This is a genomic window from Pseudoalteromonas sp. P1-25 (assembly GCF_001401805.1).
Classification (GTDB): Bacteria; Pseudomonadota; Gammaproteobacteria; order Enterobacterales; family Alteromonadaceae; genus Pseudoalteromonas.
The window spans coordinates 1-17,478 of record NZ_LKDW01000037.1; the positions used below are offsets into that span (position 1 = coordinate 1).

Sequence of the window (17,478 nt, forward strand, 5' to 3'; positions counted from 1 at the left end):
TAGTGTGCCGACTTAGCTCAGCTGGTAGAGCAACTGACTTGTAATCAGTAGGTCAACCGTTCGACTCGGTTAGTCGGCACCATTTATTTAAATTAAATGTTTTAAATGTTTAATTGCACTGTTTAAGTGCCTCGATAGCTCAGTTGGTAGAGCAGAGGATTGAAAATCCTCGTGTCCCTGGTTCGATTCCGGGTCGAGGCACCATTTATATTAAAGCCCTGCATACACATGCAGGGCTTTTTTTTGCTTAAAATTTATTATGGACAAAAAAGTCCATATTAATTGGGTATATCCTCTCTTTTTCTCCCTTGTTTGCATGCGCATAATGACCTCATCAAAAGGTTGGGTGCTGTTATTACTCACTCCATTTATTTACTCATCAATATGATTGATTTTAGTAATAAAATGCAGGGCACTTTTAGCCTAAATAATACTAATCCGCAAAAAAGATCACTTAATTAAGCGTATTGGTATAAGTAATTTAAAGCTGGAGCTAATTATGATCACGCAAATTGTTAAGTTTGATATTAAAGACGAGCACATCGCACAATTTAAAGTGCTACTAGAAGAAGACAAGCAAGGCGCTAAGGCCGAAACAGGTCTTTTAGAGATGCGTTTATATCAAGATAAAAACGAGCCAGGCGTCTTTTTTGCTTATGAGCGTTTTGAAGATCAAAATGCAGTTGATTACCATGGCGCACAGGATTACACACAAACGTTATTAAATGCGCTGCCTGAAATTAGTCAATCGGCGCCAGAGGTCATGCTGCTTGAAAATACAGTGCCAGCTCCGCTGCATGAGCGTAATACAAAAGTTATTAACCCTGAAGACGATATATGTATTGTGTTTTTTATTTTTAAGATTAAGCCAAGCTTTAAAAATAAAGTAATAGAACGTTTTGCAACGCATGTAGAGCAAACGCGCAGCCAAGAGCCGGGTAACTTAGTGTTTGATTTATATAGTATTGAAAATAACGACGATACATTAGTTGTTTATGAACATTGGCGCAATGAATCTGCGCTGTGGGACATTCACTTTAAGCAGCCGTACGCAGCCGAAACAAGCGAATTACTAGCACAAGCAGTTGTTGGCGATATGCAGCAATACATGAGCTTCGTTAAAGAAATTTAAAGGTTTGTGTTTAACAATATAGCTTATCTCGTTTAGCAAATAGTGTATTACACGCTATTTGCTTTTTTGTATAAATACCCTCCAAATTTCCTGCCGGTTTTTATAATAACTGACTATTATGTTAATTCATCGCAACGTATGTAATGTTATGTAAAGTAAGTTGAGCAAAATTTGCCAAAGTGCTTGAATTACATTCATAAATGGCAGTAATTTAGGTTAACTATGATTTGGCAACATAAGCCAACTTTATTGGCACTCAGCTTAGTGTTGCTTGGTGGTTGTGCGGGCAACTTAAACCCGCAGCAGCGCCAACAAACACCAAGCGATATAGCAACCGCATGGCAACACGGCGCAGCACAAAATACACTTGCAGTAGAGCAGCAATGGCTACAAACATTAGAAAACCCCTACATTGAAAAGCTTGTTAATAAGGCGCTGAATAATAACCAAGCTTTGTTACAAAGTGCCTACGATGTACAAATACAAAAGCAACAATTAATAATTTCAGGCTCTGCGCTTTGGCCCGATCTTGATATATCTGGGCAAACTAGGCGTAGTAAAAACAATCGACCTGTAAGTTATGATAATGCTAGCTCTGTCACTCTAGAGCTAAGCTATGAAGTCGATGTGTGGGGCAAGTTATCTGATGCTAAACGCCAAGCCAACCTAAACTACTTGGCGCAACAAGCTAGTTTTGAGCAAGCCAAGCAGCAATTGGTGGCCGATGTGGTCACTGGCTGGTTTGATTTAGTCACCGCCCAGCAGTTGCTCGATTTATATAAACGCCGAGAAGAAAACGCGCAGCAAAACTTAGATATTATTGAATCGGGCTACCGCCAAGGTATTAATGAAGCACTCGATGTATATTTAGCCCGTAATGAGCTTAATAACGAGCGTACGCGTATTGCCAATCAGCAAGCCACGCTTGTAAGCGCGTCGCGTTCTTTAGAGCGCTTATTAGGCGGTTACCCCAAAGGTGATATATCAGCAGAGGTTGAACTGCCTGTTTTTCTTGCGCCAATTAATATCGGTATTCCCTCTGAGCTTATAACCCGCAAGCCCCAACTGCGCGCAAGCTGGTACCAGTTATTAGCGAGCGATGCGGGCCTAGCCTTTGCACATAAGCAGCGCTTCCCTAGTTTAAACTTATCAGCAAGCGTGAGTGATAGCACCGATAGAGTGGGCGATTTATTCTCGCCATCAAGCTTAGCGTGGTCCTTATTAGGCAGTATCTCTGCGCCAATATTTAATGGTGGCCAGCTAAAAGCAAATGAAGAAATAGCGCGCTTAAATGCACAAAAACAAGAGCAAGCATATTTAGACACCTTGTACGATGCATTCAGTGATGTTGAAAATGCAATTACTCAGCAGCAGTCGCTGCAAGCCAGTTATAAAAGCACCCTAGAAGCACAAGAAAACGCCCTTGCAGCGGAGCAACTGTCGTTTGAGCAATACCAAAGTGGCTTAGTAACTTACACTACAGTGCTGGATGCACAGTCGCGCTCTTTTGATGCGCAAAGCTCACTCATAGAAACAAAAAACCAGCTAATTGCTAACCGAATAAACCTATACGTTGCCCTTGGCGGCGATTTTAACGCCCCAACAAGCGAACCTAAGAGCAATAACGATGAAAACTAAATCAGCAAAACTTTTAATTCCAGCCGTAGTGGTGGTGGCCACCATTTTAATTGTTATGTTTATTAAGGGTAACCCGCCTGAAGCAAAACGTTTTGGCTCACCCCCTAAAGCCACCGTGAGCGTATCGGTAAAAAAGATTGAGCCACAAGATTACTTAATTTTTATTGATAGCTATGGCACGGTAAAGCCACGTACTCAAAGTTTGTTAGTGGCTCAAGCATCTGGGCAAATTAATAAAGTAAGTGATGATTTTAGAGAAGGCGGTTTTTTTGAAAAAGGCGATGTACTGCTACAGCTCGACGATAGAGATCATCAGGCTGAGGTCAAATCGGCGCAGGCAGCATTACTGACTGCAGAGCAAAGCTTATTAGAAGAAAAAGCCCGCGGCCAACAAGCTATTACTGATTGGAAGCGCTTAGGTGGCTCATCCCAAGCGAGCAGCTTAGTGCTTCGCGAGCCCCAACTAGCGGCTGCACAAGCACAAGTACTTTCAGCACAAGCCGCACTTGAAAAAGCACAGCTTGATTTAGAGCGCACCAAAATTACTGCGCCTTACGCTGGGCGTGTGCTTAGTCGTAATGTAGACCTTGGCCAAGTGGTAAGTGAAAACACGGAGCTTGCAACTATTTATGCCATAGACAGCGTTGAAGTGCGCTTACCAATTAAAAATAAAGACCTTTCGTATATTAGTTTGCCAGAGCAATACAGAGATGGCAGTAAAAACCAAGCAGGCTCACTCGTTAAGTTTAAATCTGACTTAGTGGGCGAGCAAACATGGCAAGGACAAATAATACGCACTGAAGGCGCTATCGATGAAGATGCACAGCAATTGTATATTGTTGCGCAGATAAATGACCCTTACAAAGCCACAGCAAATAACCAATACCCTATTAAAATTGGCCAATACATCACTGCGCAAATTAGCGGTAAAACAGTGCCTGATGCGTTAATAATCCCTAATAGTACTATTTACCAAGGCAGCTACGTGTATGTGGTTGAAGGGGGGCTGTTAAAGCGTAAAAACATTACGCTTGCATGGCAAAATGCTACACAAGCTATGATAAAAACAGGTCTTAATGCAGGCGATAAGTTAGTAATTACACCGCTTGGGCAAGTGAGCTCAGGCACAGCAGTAAGCATTTTAGGCGAAACTGATAAGCAAAATATGCGAGCAAAAGGCCCAGGAAAAGGTAAGCGTCCATCGCGTGAGCAGCTAGAAAAAAAAGCGCAAGAGCTGGGGATTAGTGTTCAAGAGCTAATACAAAAACGCCGCGCTGCACAAGGAGATAAGCCATGATCGCTTGGTTTACAAAAAACCACGTAGCGGCAAACTTGTTACTCGTCACTTTACTGTTATCGGGTTTATTTAGTTTATCGACTCAAATACCGCTTGAGGTGTTTCCATCGTTTGAAACAGATCGCATAAGTGTAAGCGTTACTTTGCGAGGCTCAACCCCAGAAGATGTAGAGCAAGGGGTAACTATTCGAATAGAAGAAGCTGTTCAAGATTTAGAAGGTATAGAGCAAATTTCTAGCCGCTCATCTGAGGGCTCTGCGTCAGTAACCATAGAAGTTGAAAGTGGCTACGACCCACGCGAATTATTAGCCGATATAAAAAGCCGTGTAGATGCTATAAATACCTTTCCGGCGGATGCTGAAAAGCCCATTGTGGCGCTTGCCGAGCGAAAACGTGAAGTAATAGCTGTTACCGTAGCGAGCGATTACGGTGAAAAAGAAACCTTAGAATACGCCGAGCAAGTACGCGACGATATTTTACGCCTTCCTAATGTAACGCAGGTTGAGCTAAGTGGTGTAAGAGATTACGAGCTCGCCATAGAAGTAAGCCAAGACACCCTTCGCCAATACAATTTAACCCTTGCGCAAATATCTACTGCTGTGGCTAAGTCGAGCTCTGATATTTCGGCTGGTAATTTAAAAACGCAAGGGGGCGATGTACTTATAAGCTCAAAAGGGCAAGCTTACCGAAAAGATGAATTTGCTAACATTGTAGTTAAAAATCAAAGCGACGGTACAGTAATACGTTTAGGTGATATAGCAAACATCAATGATGACTTTGAAGAGACCCCAGTACGTACACGCTTTAATGGTAAACAGGCGGCCTTTATAGATGTATACCGCATAGGGCCGCAAAGTGCGATAGATGTCGCAGATGATGTAAAAAACTACATAGAGTCCAAGCAAAGCTCGCTACCACAAGGTTTTGAATTAAGTTACTGGGATGACGACTCTCAGGTTGTAAAAAGCCGTATTGCTACGCTAACAAGTAGCGCCCTACAAGGGGGGATTTTAGTACTGGCTTTGCTAACTCTATTTTTACGCCCAGCTATCGCATTTTGGGTGTTTATTGGTATTCCGGTTTCGTTTATGGGCGCATTTATTGCGATGCCTATTTTTGGTGTAACCCTTAATATTATGAGCTTATTTGGCTTTATTTTAGTACTAGGTATTGTAGTGGACGATGCCATAGTAACGGGGGAGAACGTTTATACCCATTTAAAAACCGCAGAGTCGGGCGAGCAAGCCGCCATTTTAGGCACGCAAGAAGTAGCAACCCCTGTTACCTTTGGCGTACTAACAACCGTAGCGGCCTTTTTACCTTTAGCATTTATTGAAGGCGCACGGGGTGCCTTGTTTGCACAAATTCCGGTGGTGGTTATTCCGGTATTACTGTTCTCATTAATTGAGTCTAAGTTTGTGCTGCCAGCTCATTTAAAGTACATAAAACTTCGTAATCAAAAAACAAAATCTTCAAAGCTTGAAGTACTTCAGCAGCGTTTTGCAGACGGATTTGAAAGCGCTATTTTAAAATACTACCAGCCCATTTTAGCTAAAGCATTGCGCTATAAATTAGCAACGGTGAGTTTGTTTGTTGGTGTGTTTTTTATAATTTTAACTTTAATAACCAGTGGTTGGACTAAGTTTGTATTTTTTCCACGTATCCCAAGCGAAACCGTAAGAGTAACATTAACCTTGCCAACAGGCACGCCGTTTGAAGTGACCAATAAGTATGTAATGGATATGTCGCAAAAAGCGCAGTTATTGCAAGACAAATACCGCGATGAAGATACCGGCGAAAGCGTTATATTAAATATTTTAGCCTCAACCGGCGGGCGTGGCGGTGTGTCTAACTCAGGTAGTGTGCGCTTTGAAATAACCCCAGCAGAGAGCCGCGACTCAGACATTGGCTCACGCGAGCTGGTAAGTGAGTGGCGCGATTTAATAGGAATTATTCCTGGCGCCGAAAGCGTCACCTTTAGGGCCGAAATAGGACGCAGCTCAGACCCTATAGATGTGCAGTTAAGTGGTACATCGCTCGATACGCTACAAAAAATTGCCGAAAGCGTTAAAACGCGTTTAAGCACGTACCCAACCGTATTTGATATTGCCGATAGCATGTCTGATGGTAAAGAGGAATTGCAAATAGAGCTTACCGAGCAAGGCTTTGCTTTAGGCTTAAACCGAGTTGATGTAGCAAACCAAGTACGTAACTCGTTTTTTGGCTCGCAGGTGCAGCGTATACAACGCGGACGTGACGATGTACGTGTTATGGTACGCCTACCTATTGAAGAGCGCCGCTCTGTAGCCGACTTACAAAATATACTTATTACTACGCCTACGGGCGGCTCGGTGCCACTTTCGCATGTAGCCACATTAATTGCAGGGCAAAGCCCATCTACTATTAACCGAATAGACCGCTACCGCACACTTAACGTGACCGCCGACATAGAAAAAAGTAATACCAACATGACCGCGCTGCAAGCCGACCTAACTGAGTATTTAGATGAGCTAATGCAGCAATATCCAGGTGTTGATTACAAGCTAGAAGGTGAAGCTAAAGAGCAAAGAGAGTCGTTTGGCTCGCTTGCTTGGGCATTGTTATTTGTATTTTTTATTATTTATTCTCTATTAGCGATACCGCTTAAATCGTACATGCAGCCAATTATTGTAATGAGCGTAATACCGTTTGGCATGATTGGTGCCGTGGTTGGGCATTGGGTCATGGGCATGGATTTAACCATTATGAGTTTGTTAGGTATGCTTGCACTCATTGGTGTTGTGGTAAATGACTCGCTGGTTTTAGTTGATTTTATTAATAAAAAATGCAGTGAAGGCGGCAAAATTATTGATGCGGTTAAACTTGCAGGGGCTGCACGTTTTCGCCCAGTAATGCTAACCAGTTTAACCACCTTTATTGGTTTAATGCCGCTACTATTTGAAAAGGCGACACAAGCACAGTTTTTAATTCCAATGGCAGTAAGCCTTGGCTTTGGTATTGTGTTTGCTACGTTTATTACACTTATATTAGTGCCAGTAAACTATATGCTGATGGAGCGCTTTCAAAGTTGGTTTAGATAAATACCGAAATGTGTTCTAGGGCTAAGCTGTGGTTGATTAATGTCAAGTGCAGCTTTTTTTTGCCAAAAATTATAAAAATAATGTACGAAGGTATAGTAAAAAATGATTAGGTAATAAGAGGGAATATAAAAATAAGAAGGTGTTCCCCAAGCGTGTGGTGTCCGGCGTCAGTCCTGAAACCAGAAGGTTTCAGGGCGGAAAGCTGCGGTCTACCGTAGGCTTCTCGGTACATGCCGAGCTTGCACAATAGTAGACGAACAGAAATCCTGGTATAAAATTTATCGGCTCAGGGACTTAACCAAACTCCGACACCCCAGGGAACAAGTTCAGTATATAAGACATAATCCATTCCTTAAACCCCAAACGAAAAAAATTCAATCGTTCGAGCAGTTTTTGCCCGCTGGTAACGCGCTATTTACTTATCGTACTACTTTTTGAGCGGGATCATACAATTAATTGGAGTTGCTTTTTATCGAGTGGTAGCATTGCCATAACTTGCAAAGCGAAGATATAAACATGAGCGACTTACCAGATTACCAAAAAGCCCAGCTGCTTTTGGAAAAAAACGAAATTTTTGTCTCACCGGCAGAAGCGCATGGTGTAATTAGCGGACTACTGGCCTGTGGTTTAAGTATTGATGATAAAGAATACTTAGGTCTATTAAGTGATGTATTTAATGATGGCCAAGCGTTTAGCAACGACTTAAAACAATTTTTTGGCACCATTTATAAGCAAGTCGTTGCTAGCTTTAACGATGAAGCTTTTGCGTTTGATTTATTTTTACCAAGCGATGATGAAACTCTCATCGATCAAGCCAATGGCCTCGTATCATGGGTTGCAGGGTTTATGCTTGGATTTGGTTTAAAACAAAAAGATTACGGTAAGTTATCGGCGGATGTAAAAGAAGTGATTAGCGATTTTAGCGAAATTACACGTCTAGATACCATGTTTGACGAAACCGAAGAAGACAGCCAAGCCCTTCATGAAGTGATTGAATATGTGCGTGTATCGGCATTGCTTTGTTTTGCCGAGCTAGGTAAAGAAAAAGCACCTAAAAAAACACTACATTAATTTAAAATATAACGGGTTGTTAAAGCATGGTTGAAATACAAAAGTCAGAATTTAAAGCACGCCGTGAGCGCTTACTTTCACAAATGGACGCAAACAGTGTGGCTATTATACCTGCGGCCAGTGAAGTAACGCGTAGTCGCGATACTGAATATGCCTTTAGGCAAGACAGTGACTTTTTTTACTTAACCGGTTTTAACGAACCCGATGCTGTTTTAGTGCTGTGTAATAACAGCGAAACACCTAGTACGCTATTTTGCCTTGATAAAGACAAACAAGCCGAAATTTGGCATGGCCGCAGAATTGGCTTCGAAAAAGCTAAAACTGAGTACTTATTCGACGAAACTTACGCATTAAGTGAGCTAACTGAACAATTATTAGATTTGGTTAACGGTCAGCAGATTTTATTTTATGCACAAGGCGCTTACCCACGCTTTGATACCAAAGTATTTACCTTGTTAAGTACGCTTAGAAGTGGTGCGCGAAAAGGCCTCAAAGCACCAAGTACCATTAAAGAAATACGCGGCCTAATTCATGAAATGCGTTTGTTTAAATCGCCCAGCGAGGTAAACATTATGCGCGAAGGCTGCGAGCTAAGTGCCCGCGGACATATGCGCGCAATGCGCTATTCACACCCCGGCGCTACTGAATTTCAGTTAGAGGCTGAGCTGCATCATCATTATGCAATGCACGGTGCCCGACACCCAGCGTACGGCACCATTGTGGGTAGTGGCGATAACGCTAATATTTTGCATTACACGCAAAATAGTGATGTGTTAAAAGCGGGCGATTTAGTATTGATTGACTCTGGTTGTGAGCTACAAGGCTACGCCGCCGATATTACACGTACTTTTCCGGTTAATGGCAAATTTAGCGAGGCGCAAGCCGCACTTTATAACATTGTACTTAAAGCGCAAGAAGTGGCTTTTGAAGAAGTTAAACCCGGTGGTTTTATGTCGCACGCCAATAAACGAGCCATGGAAGTAATGACCCAAGGGTTACTCGATTTAGGTATTTTAACTGGCAACTTTGATGAGCTAATGGCAAAAGGTGCTTGCAAAGAATATTACATGCACGGGCTTGGGCACTGGTTAGGCCTTGATGTTCACGATGTGGGCGATTACAAACAAAATAACGTTGAGCGCGCATTTGAGCCAGGCATGGTTTTAACCATAGAGCCTGGGCTTTATATAAGTGAAGATTCAAACGCACCGCAGCAATATAAAGGCATTGGTATTCGTATTGAAGATAACCTTTTGATCACCGAATCAGGGCACGAAAACCTCACACAAAGCGTGCCTAAAACCATAAACGATATAGAAGCGCTAATGCAAAGCGCTAAAAGCGCATAAGCTTGGAGAGTAAAGTGGCTAAGCAGTTTGATGTCGTTGTTATTGGGGGCGGGCTTGCAGGGGCAAGTTGTGCGCTAAGCATTGCTAAAACAAATCCTTCACTGACTATTGCGGTGGTAGAGGCAAACCAAGTATCGGGCGATTACCACCCAAGTTTTGATGACAGAAGTATTGCCCTTGCACAGCAATCGGTTGAATATTTACAGCAGTTAAATTTATTTGAGCCAAGTGCGCCATACACAGCAGCAATAAAAAAAGTAAGCGTGTCGGATCGTGGTCACTTTGGTAAAGCACATATACATTGCGACGAATTTGCTAAACCTTCATTAGGTTATGTAGTTGAAGTAAACCCGTTTGGCCGTGCACTGTATCAGCGTTTAACACAAGCGAGTATTACACTTTATTGCCCCGATAGCGTAAACAGTATTAAGCAAGGCTTAAACAATAATGAATTAAGCTTGCAAAGCGGTGAAAAATTAAACGCTAAGCTACTTGTTATTGCCGACGGCGCGCAATCACCAACCCGAAAATTACTTGGTTTACGTTTTAATACTCAGCCTTATGAGCAAGACGCTATTATTGCCAATGTTGAAGTTGCAGGTGGGCATAACAACCATGCCTATGAGCGCTTTACCGAGCACGGCCCTATAGCACTTTTACCGATGAGCAATAACCGTTATTCATTAGTATGGTGCATGGCAAAGCCGCAAGTTGAGCTGCATACAGCCTTAAACGAAAGCGATTTTTTAAATACGTTACAACATGCATTTGGTTACCGAGCAGGGCAATTTGCAAAAGTGGGCACACGTACAAGCTACCCGCTTGTTTATGGCCAAGCAGAATCATTAACGGCGCATCGCACGGTAGTTATTGGTAACGCTGCGCATGCTATTCACCCCATTGCAGGGCAGGGCTTTAATTTAGGCCTGCGTGATGTGCAGGTACTTAGTCATTTAATCGCAACAAGTAAAAACGAGTTAGGCGGTTATGCGTTTACACGTGAGTATTCACTAAAGCGTAGTAGCGATATTAAAACGGTAATGACATTAACCGATGCACTGGTAAGGCTTTTTTCAAACTCGTCACGGGTTTTAGCATTTGGGCGCAGCATTGGGCTTTTCTCAATGGATTTATTTCCTGCATTAAAAGCACCGTTGGCAAAGCAGCTAATGGGGCAAGTTAAACAAGGTACACGTTTATGAAGCAAGCACAGGTTTGTATAGTGGGTGGCGGCTGCGTAGGGTTAACCCTCGCGTTAGGACTCGCTAAAGCCAATATCAGTGTTGTGGTGTTAGATGCCGCGCCAAAGCAATTACCGCCAAGTGATGAGTACGGATTACGCGTAAGTGCGTTGAGCATAGCAAGCCAAACTTTGTTTGAGCAATTAAACGTGTGGCCACACATAATGGCAGAGCGAGCGTGTGCATATACGCATATGGACGTACGCGACGCCGACAGTTTTGGTAAAATAACCTTTAATAATGAGCAGCTTGAGATTGATCACTTAGGTCACATAGTAGAGAACGATATTATTCGTTTTGCACTGATAAAAGAGCTCGCGCAACAAGCAAGTGCCACACTCATGTTTGATACGCAGTATCAACAAATACACCAAAGTGAGTCCGACGTATTTATAACCCTTAAAAGTGGTGAGCCTATTATTGCTAAACTGCTGGTGGCAGCCGATGGCGCAAATTCGGCTATTCGTAAGCAATTTAATATGGCGCTAAGCTTTAAAGATTACGACCACCATGCACTCGTTGCTACGGTTAAAACCAAAGAGCCACATGCAAACACCGCTCGCCAAGTGTTTTTACCAACAGGGCCTCTGGCATTTTTACCACTAAGCGATGCCAACACCCATTCTATAGTGTGGTCTACCAGCCCTAATCACTGCGATGAATTGCTCGCAATGGACGATACTACTTTTAATAAAGCCGTAATGGCAGCCATCGATGGCCAATGCGGACTGTGCGAAGTGCAAAGTAAACGCGCAGCATTTCCACTTAAAATGCGCTACGCCCAGCAATGGGTTAACGGCAAAGTGGTGCTAATAGGCGATGCAGCACACACCATTCACCCATTGGCAGGACTGGGTATGAACCTAGGCCTAAAAGACGCCGCGTATTTAATTGAGCTACTGACAAGTGATAATAAAGAGTTTGCGAGTACCCGTACACTTCGCGATTACGAGCGTACCCGCAAGCTCGACGCGCAAAAGCACATAGCCATGATGCAAGGGCTCAAAGAGTTATTTGAAGGTGCAAACCCGGTTAAAAAACTGATTCGCGGAGTAGGGCTGTCACTCGTTGATAATCTGGGGCCAATAAAACACCTGTTCGCCAAAGAAGCGATTGGTAAATAAGTAGGTTGGCAAGAGCGAAGCGAAACCCAACGAGAAAGTAAAGTAGTCAGTTTTTAGCTGTCAGCTTTCAGTCAGAGAAAAACCGATGTTTAGTTTAAACATCGGTTTTTTGTTTTTAAGCGGCTTTAAATAGATTAAAAGCTGCGCTTTTCACGCGAGCAAGCTCTGCGTCTACATGCAAAGTTTAACACTGCGCTTAATTTTAACTGTAGGCGCTTAGTTTGATGACGCGATGAGTGTCGCTCGTATTTATAGTTAGTTAAAATGCTTAGCGCTAAATCAATTATAAATTGGCTTGGGCTTCCTTCACCATATCTTGTAGTGCATCAATTAACAGTGGGTCTCGTGAGTTTTGTTTAGCAAGCTTTAGTGCGTGTTTCATGCTAGTAACAGCTTCTTTAAACTGTTTGTCAGCTGTGTAGCCTTGTGACAATCGCATGTGGGAGTATGCCGCATTAGGGTAGTCGCGAGTAAAGTGTTTTAGCGTAGTTATCGCTTTTTTAGTGTTACCAAATTTTTGCTGGCGATGGGCAAATTCTACGTACACATCTTGTGGAATTTTAAGCTTAAATCCGTACTTATCGCTCAATGCTTGGTAGTAACCGGTAATAAGTGATACATCGGCAAACTTTCCGTGCTCGTCAGTCACTTTAAATATTAGGTCGCTAAATAAATGAATTAGGCTATCACTTAGGGCTGGTAGTATGGTGCCCATATGAGTAAATGCAGGGTAATGCTTATATTCCCATTTTAGCTGCGTAGGTATTTGTTGTTCTAAATTTACTAACGTATTTAATACGCCGGTATAAAAACGTGCGCCCTCACTTGCTACACTAATAAATAACTCTTGAGCGCCTTTAGGGTGTTTAGTGTATTTAATAATATTATTTTTTAACTCTTCATCACCCCACCAACCATTTGGGCTTATAGCAATGTAGTTGTTAAATAATTCAGGCTGATTAACTAAAGTATAAAGCGCTAATGTACCTGCGTTAGAGTGACCAATTAAGGTGTTGTAGCCGTTAGTTGAGTAATTGCTATTTATATAGGGCATGAGCTCGTCAGACACAAACTTTAAAAAATTGTCGGTTTGCCCAGCATCGGGCCATTTATTTTTTACAAAGGTTTGAAACTCAGTTTTTGGCTCACCTTGTACTTTAGGTAAGTAATCACGCACGCGGTTGGTTGTATCAATAGCAACAAGCATGGCATTAGGTATTTGCTCGTAATCAATAAGGGATTTAACTACACCAGAGGCGGTATGAAAGTGCTCAACACCATCAAGTAAATAAATAACATAAAGGGGCTGATCGTCTTTTACAGTGTCAGGTATAAAAATTCTGATTGGCCTGTCTTCGTTAAGTATTTTGGATTGTAAAATGACTTTTTTACCAACGGTTATGTCGGTTGTAGCGGTGTTTGCGTAGCTTAAAAAAGAGGTACTAAAGGTAAGTGCAAACACGAGTGATAGTAAGAGCTTCATAAATATCCTTATTAAATAATGTGTTGTTTAATAATTGCACGCCTTTAGGTTTGAGTAAATGTTTATAATTTAGGGGCATATGGTGGGGGGAAGTAATTAAAAGCTGCGCTTTTTACGCAAGCAAGCTTTGCATCTACATACAAACCCAATGCACTTATCGTAATTCTGCTTGTTGATATAAAGCGGATACATATTAATATCATCCTGATAGCTGCTCTTATAAAAGCCTAAAAAACCTGCTTGCTTAATTATCCATCTAAGCGTAAAATGCGCGCTCATTTCGGCTTTTACACTATTAATTCCTTGCCTTAAACCGACCGGCCGAAACGGTAGAAGGCTCTATTAACCGTAAGGAATATCCATGCGTCATTACGAAATCGTATTCATGGTTCACCCTGATCAGAGTGAGCAAGTATCTGGTATGATCGAACGTTATACTGGTTCTATCACTGAAGCGGGTGGTACTATCCACCGTCTTGAAGACTGGGGCCGTCGTCAACTGGCTTACCCAATCAACAAGCTTCACAAAGCTCATTATGTTCTTATGAACGTTGAAGCACCTACTGAAGTAATCAGCGAGCTAGAAACTACTTTCCGCTACAACGATGCAGTGCTTCGTAACTTAGTTATGCGTACTAAAAATGCAGTAACTGAAGCGTCTCCTCTTGCAAGAGAAGAGAAGAAAGAAGCACCAGCTGCTTAATTGTTTTGAGTCCTAGCATGGCACGTAGTCAGCAGTTAGTGTAATGGTTAGCCCATATATGAATCAGCTGGTTATATCGGGGGTTGTTTGTAAAACACCCAAGTTTAGCCAAAGCCCTGCAGGCATACCGCATTGTATTTTTGTTGTAGAACATAAATCGATGCAAACCGAGGCAGATCTTAACCGTAATAGTTACGTTAGGCTTCAGGTTGTTGCCAGTGGTAAGCAAATGCAACAACAGACTCAACATTTGCACGTTGGGCAGGCATTGCAAGTGAGTGGTTTTTTAAATCGCCACGAAGGTCGTAACGGCCTTAGCCAATTGGTTTTGCATGCTCAGCATATAGAAAGAATTATTTGAGGAATTAATCTCATGGCACGTTATTTCAGACGTCGTAAGTTCTGCCGCTTTAAAGCGGAAGGCGTACAACAAATCGATTACAAAGATCTAGCTACTCTTAGAAACTATGTTACAGAAAGTGGCAAAATCGTACCTAGCCGTATTACAGGTACTAGCGCTAAATACCAGCGCCAGCTAGCAACTGCTATTAAGCGTGCTCGCTACTTAGCCCTTCTTCCATACACTGACTTACATAAGTAAGCAGCGGATTAACAGTTTTTAAAAGGTGTAGAAACATGCAAGTTATTCTACTAGATAAGATCGCTAACCTAGGTGGCCTAGGTGACCAGGTTGTTGTTAAATCTGGCTTCGCACGTAACTTCCTTTTCCCGCAAGGTAAGGCAGTTCCTGCAACTAAAGCAAACATTGAAACGTTTGATGCTCGTCGCGCAGACTTAGAAGCGAAAATCGCTGAACAGTTAACTGCAGCACAAGCACGCGCTGACAAACTAGAAGCATTAGCAGAAGTTACTTTAGTATCTAAAGCTGGTGACGAAGGTAAGCTATTCGGTTCAATCGGTACTCGTGACATCGCTGACGCTATCTCAGCTGTTGGTGTTGAAGTTGCTAAATCAGAAGTTCGTTTACCTCACGGTACTATCCGTGAAACTGGCGAATTCGACGTTGCAATCGCAGTACACTCAGACGTAACAGCTACTATTAAAGTAATCGTTATTGCTGAAGCTTAATTTTTAATTAAGCCCAAAAAGCCGTGCTTTTAGCGCGGCTTTTTTGTATCTAACATTCCTCTTTAATACCCATCTAATCCCTCTTTATAAAATTATTAAACTATTTTTATTATTAGTTTAAACCTTTCTTGTCTGTCTTTGCGTCTTAGTAATCAATACACTCATTAATACACGTTTTTAAATAAAAATAATTAAAAGGCGACATCCCGGATGTTACACACAAAACCCGAGCACACGCCCCTATGCGACCTTGCACTCATTGAGCGTGTTAAAGCGGGGGATCAAAATGCTTATAAAGCATTGTATGAGCTGCATATAAAGCGTGTTTACGGTTTATGTTTGCGCTTATTAGCTGATGAAGCGCACGCTGAAGATGCCGCTCAAGAAGTATTTGTGCAGGTGTGGCATAAAATAGCGCAGTTTGATGGACGCTCACAATTTTCTACTTGGTTATATAGCGTAGCGAGCAACATTGCCATTAGTTATGTGCGTAAGCACAAAAGCTGGTTAAACAAAGTAGTGAGCATAGAGCAAAGCGGTATGGATGAGCAAAGCGCCCAAAGCTGTAAAGGGTTAAACGGACTCGATAAATTAATAGTTCGTTTACCTGAGCGTGCCCGCATGGTGTTTGTTTTATATGCCATTGAAGGCTACCGCCACGAAGAAATAGCCAAGCAACTGGGTATGGCTGTAGGGTCGAGCAAGTCACAATATCATCGCGCAAGGCAGTTATTACAAGAGTGGTACGAACATGAGTAAACAAAATTTTGATGACTACTTAAACGAGTCTTTAAATAATTTAAATAAAGACATAGCGCCCAATAAAGCACTTTGGCAGGGCATTGAGCATGCCCTCGTTACAGCTAAGCCACGTGCTGCTAAAGCGCCATTGTGGCCTAAATTAAGCGCTATTGCTGCGTGCAGCGCCGCGGCGTTATTAGCAATCAATATATTTATGAGCAACAACGAGCCAAGCCAAGTGGTTGCTATGAGTGATTACTTTAAAGCACAAAAGCAAAGTTTATTAGTACAGTACAAAAACCAGGATGCGCTTACCAATAACTGGCAAGCACAGTTACAAGAGCTTGAAGAAGCAGAGCAAGCAATTAAACAAGCACTTGAAAACGAGCCACAAAATCAGGCGTTACTGACCATGTTGGCGCAAGTTTACCAGCAACAACTCGACTTAATTAACAAGGTGCATGCACCGCGTTGGCAGCAAATATAGGGGAATAACATGAAAGCAATTTTACTTGGGCTAAGTCTATTACCACTGAGCGTTTTAGCGGGCGAAAAAATAGATAAGCAAATAGAGGTGCCAAATGGCGGCACTATTTTTATTGAAAACCAACGCGGCGATGTAAACATAACTGGCTGGGATAAAAACGAGTTTAAAGTCTCCGGCGAGCTTGATGACAAGGCCGAAGGGTTTGAGCTTAAAACGACAGGCGATAAAACCGAATTTATAGTAAAAATGCCACGTAATTTGGGGTGGGGTAATAATGGCGATGGCTCTAACCTAACGGTATTTATGCCAAAAAACAGTCATTTAGAGTTTGCTGGCGTAAATGTGTCGGTGACTGCACAAACCCTTGAAAAAGGCGCTGAGGTTGATGTTGTTAACGGTGAAATTACGGTAAATGACATTAGCGGCATTGTTAAATTAAGCACCGTAAATGGCGATGTAAACGCACAAAACTTAAGTGGTAATATTCAATTTGAAACCGTAAACGGTGAAATAAACGATAAGCAATCAAGCGGAGAGTTGCGCTTTAGCGCCGTAAATGGTGATATTAAATCAAGCACAACAGCAAACAATGTGCGATTAGAAAACGTAAATGGCGATATCGATTTTACATTATCAAGCATTAAAAGCTTACGTATCAATACTGTAAACGGCGAAGCTGAAATACACATCAGTGAGCTGCTAAAAGGGGCTGATGTACGCTATGAGTCGGTAAGTGGCGATGCGGATTTTTACTTTCCGCAAAGCGTGTCGGCTCAGTTTGAGATTAAAGCGCACGCCAATGGTAAAATTATTAATAAAATTACCAGCGATAAAGTAATTAAGGCTAAATATGGCCCTGCAAGCGATTTAGAGTTTAGTGCTAATGGTGGCAGCGCAAGTGTTGAAATGGATACCATAAGCGGGCGCATTGAGCTGCGTACTAAATAACGCTAATTAGTGTTGATGATTACAAAAAGCAGGAAAAGATTTCCTGCTTTGCTATTTGCACAGCCCCGCCAAGTCGATAGAATAGAGCCATTCAA

16 protein-coding genes, 2 tRNA genes and 1 other RNA gene are annotated in these 17,478 nt (G+C 42.2%); 17 read left to right on the forward strand and 2 right to left on the reverse strand.

What is annotated here, in order from left to right; genetic code table 11:
- The first annotated feature begins 6 nt into the window (after nt 1–6).
- The 6 genes from AN393_RS17220 to AN393_RS17245 all read left to right on the forward strand — a co-directional run bounded on the left by AN393_RS17220 (nt 7) and on the right by AN393_RS17245 (nt 7,147).
- Nucleotides 7–82 (forward strand) — tRNA-Thr (locus tag AN393_RS17220).
- A 46-nt stretch (nt 83–128) separates the two neighbouring features.
- Nucleotides 129–204: transfer RNA gene (locus tag AN393_RS17225), tRNA-Phe, on the forward strand.
- Nucleotides 205–499: 295 nt separating this feature from the next.
- Complete coding sequence (locus AN393_RS17230; protein WP_055018733.1) at nt 500–1,132, forward strand: putative quinol monooxygenase; 633 nt, start codon at nt 500–502, stop codon at nt 1,130–1,132.
- 222 nt (nt 1,133–1,354) lie between these two features.
- Nucleotides 1,355–2,770 (forward strand): TolC family protein, encoded by a 1,416-nt coding sequence (locus AN393_RS17235; protein WP_055018734.1) that lies wholly within the window; start codon nt 1,355–1,357, stop codon nt 2,768–2,770.
- Entirely contained in the window at nt 2,760–4,067 is a 1,308-nt protein-coding gene (locus tag AN393_RS17240; RefSeq protein WP_055015252.1) for an efflux RND transporter periplasmic adaptor subunit, read from the forward strand. The genes AN393_RS17235 and AN393_RS17240 overlap by 11 nt, the downstream gene beginning before the upstream one ends.
- Entirely contained in the window at nt 4,064–7,147 is a 3,084-nt protein-coding gene (locus AN393_RS17245) for an efflux RND transporter permease subunit (RefSeq protein ID WP_055018735.1), read from the forward strand. The genes AN393_RS17240 and AN393_RS17245 overlap by 4 nt, the downstream gene beginning before the upstream one ends.
- A gap of 139 nt (nt 7,148–7,286) precedes the next feature.
- Here AN393_RS17245 and ssrS read toward each other — a convergent pair.
- Nucleotides 7,287–7,470: non-coding RNA, 6S RNA (gene ssrS / locus AN393_RS20135), on the reverse strand.
- Between the two features lie 193 nt (nt 7,471–7,663).
- On the opposite strand from ssrS, the gene AN393_RS17250 reads away from it, so the two are divergent.
- Genes AN393_RS17250 through AN393_RS17265 form a run of 4 tightly spaced genes read left to right on the forward strand, consistent with a single transcriptional unit; the run spans nt 7,664 to nt 11,932 of the window.
- The gene (locus tag AN393_RS17250) at nt 7,664–8,218 is read left to right on the forward strand and encodes a UPF0149 family protein (RefSeq protein ID WP_004589599.1); all 555 of its coding nucleotides are present in this window, start codon (nt 7,664–7,666) and stop codon (nt 8,216–8,218) included.
- 26 nt (nt 8,219–8,244) lie between these two features.
- Nucleotides 8,245–9,567 (forward strand): Xaa-Pro aminopeptidase, encoded by a 1,323-nt coding sequence (gene pepP / locus AN393_RS17255; RefSeq protein ID WP_055018736.1) that lies wholly within the window; start codon nt 8,245–8,247, stop codon nt 9,565–9,567.
- A 14-nt stretch (nt 9,568–9,581) separates the two neighbouring features.
- Complete coding sequence (gene ubiH / locus AN393_RS17260) at nt 9,582–10,769, forward strand: 2-octaprenyl-6-methoxyphenyl hydroxylase (RefSeq protein ID WP_055018752.1); 1,188 nt, start codon at nt 9,582–9,584, stop codon at nt 10,767–10,769.
- The gene (locus AN393_RS17265; protein ID WP_055018737.1) at nt 10,766–11,932 is read left to right on the forward strand and encodes an FAD-dependent monooxygenase; all 1,167 of its coding nucleotides are present in this window, start codon (nt 10,766–10,768) and stop codon (nt 11,930–11,932) included. Before ubiH ends, AN393_RS17265 begins: the two co-directional genes overlap by 4 nt.
- Nucleotides 11,933–12,215: 283 nt before the next feature.
- On the opposite strand, the gene AN393_RS17270 is transcribed toward AN393_RS17265, so the two are convergent.
- Nucleotides 12,216–13,415, reverse strand: coding sequence for an alpha/beta hydrolase-fold protein (locus tag AN393_RS17270; RefSeq protein WP_055018738.1), 1,200 nt, complete (start codon nt 13,413–13,415; stop codon nt 12,216–12,218).
- A gap of 361 nt (nt 13,416–13,776) precedes the next feature.
- Between AN393_RS17270 and rpsF the strand changes: the two genes are divergently transcribed.
- The 7 genes from rpsF (at nt 13,777) to AN393_RS17310 (ending at nt 17,383) form a co-directional block, all read left to right on the forward strand.
- Nucleotides 13,777–14,118 (forward strand): 30S ribosomal protein S6, encoded by a 342-nt coding sequence (rpsF, locus tag AN393_RS17280; protein WP_004588455.1) that lies wholly within the window; start codon nt 13,777–13,779, stop codon nt 14,116–14,118.
- A gap of 43 nt (nt 14,119–14,161) precedes the next feature.
- Nucleotides 14,162–14,479, forward strand: a complete 318-nt coding sequence (priB, locus tag AN393_RS17285) for a primosomal replication protein N (RefSeq protein WP_004588456.1) — start codon at nt 14,162–14,164, stop codon at nt 14,477–14,479.
- A 12-nt stretch (nt 14,480–14,491) separates the two neighbouring features.
- Complete coding sequence (gene rpsR / locus AN393_RS17290; RefSeq protein WP_002962753.1) at nt 14,492–14,719, forward strand: 30S ribosomal protein S18; 228 nt, start codon at nt 14,492–14,494, stop codon at nt 14,717–14,719.
- A gap of 35 nt (nt 14,720–14,754) precedes the next feature.
- Entirely contained in the window at nt 14,755–15,207 is a 453-nt protein-coding gene (rplI, locus tag AN393_RS17295) for a 50S ribosomal protein L9 (protein ID WP_004588457.1), read from the forward strand.
- Between the two features lie 210 nt (nt 15,208–15,417).
- Nucleotides 15,418–15,966, forward strand: coding sequence for an RNA polymerase sigma factor (locus tag AN393_RS17300; RefSeq protein ID WP_055018739.1), 549 nt, complete (start codon nt 15,418–15,420; stop codon nt 15,964–15,966).
- A complete protein-coding gene (locus tag AN393_RS17305) occupies nt 15,959–16,435 on the forward strand; it encodes a hypothetical protein (protein ID WP_055018740.1) in 477 nt (158 codons plus the stop codon). The genes AN393_RS17300 and AN393_RS17305 overlap by 8 nt, the downstream gene beginning before the upstream one ends.
- Before the next feature lie 9 nt (nt 16,436–16,444).
- A complete protein-coding gene (locus AN393_RS17310; protein ID WP_055018741.1) occupies nt 16,445–17,383 on the forward strand; it encodes a DUF4097 family beta strand repeat-containing protein in 939 nt (312 codons plus the stop codon).
- Nucleotides 17,384–17,478 lie beyond the last annotated feature (95 nt).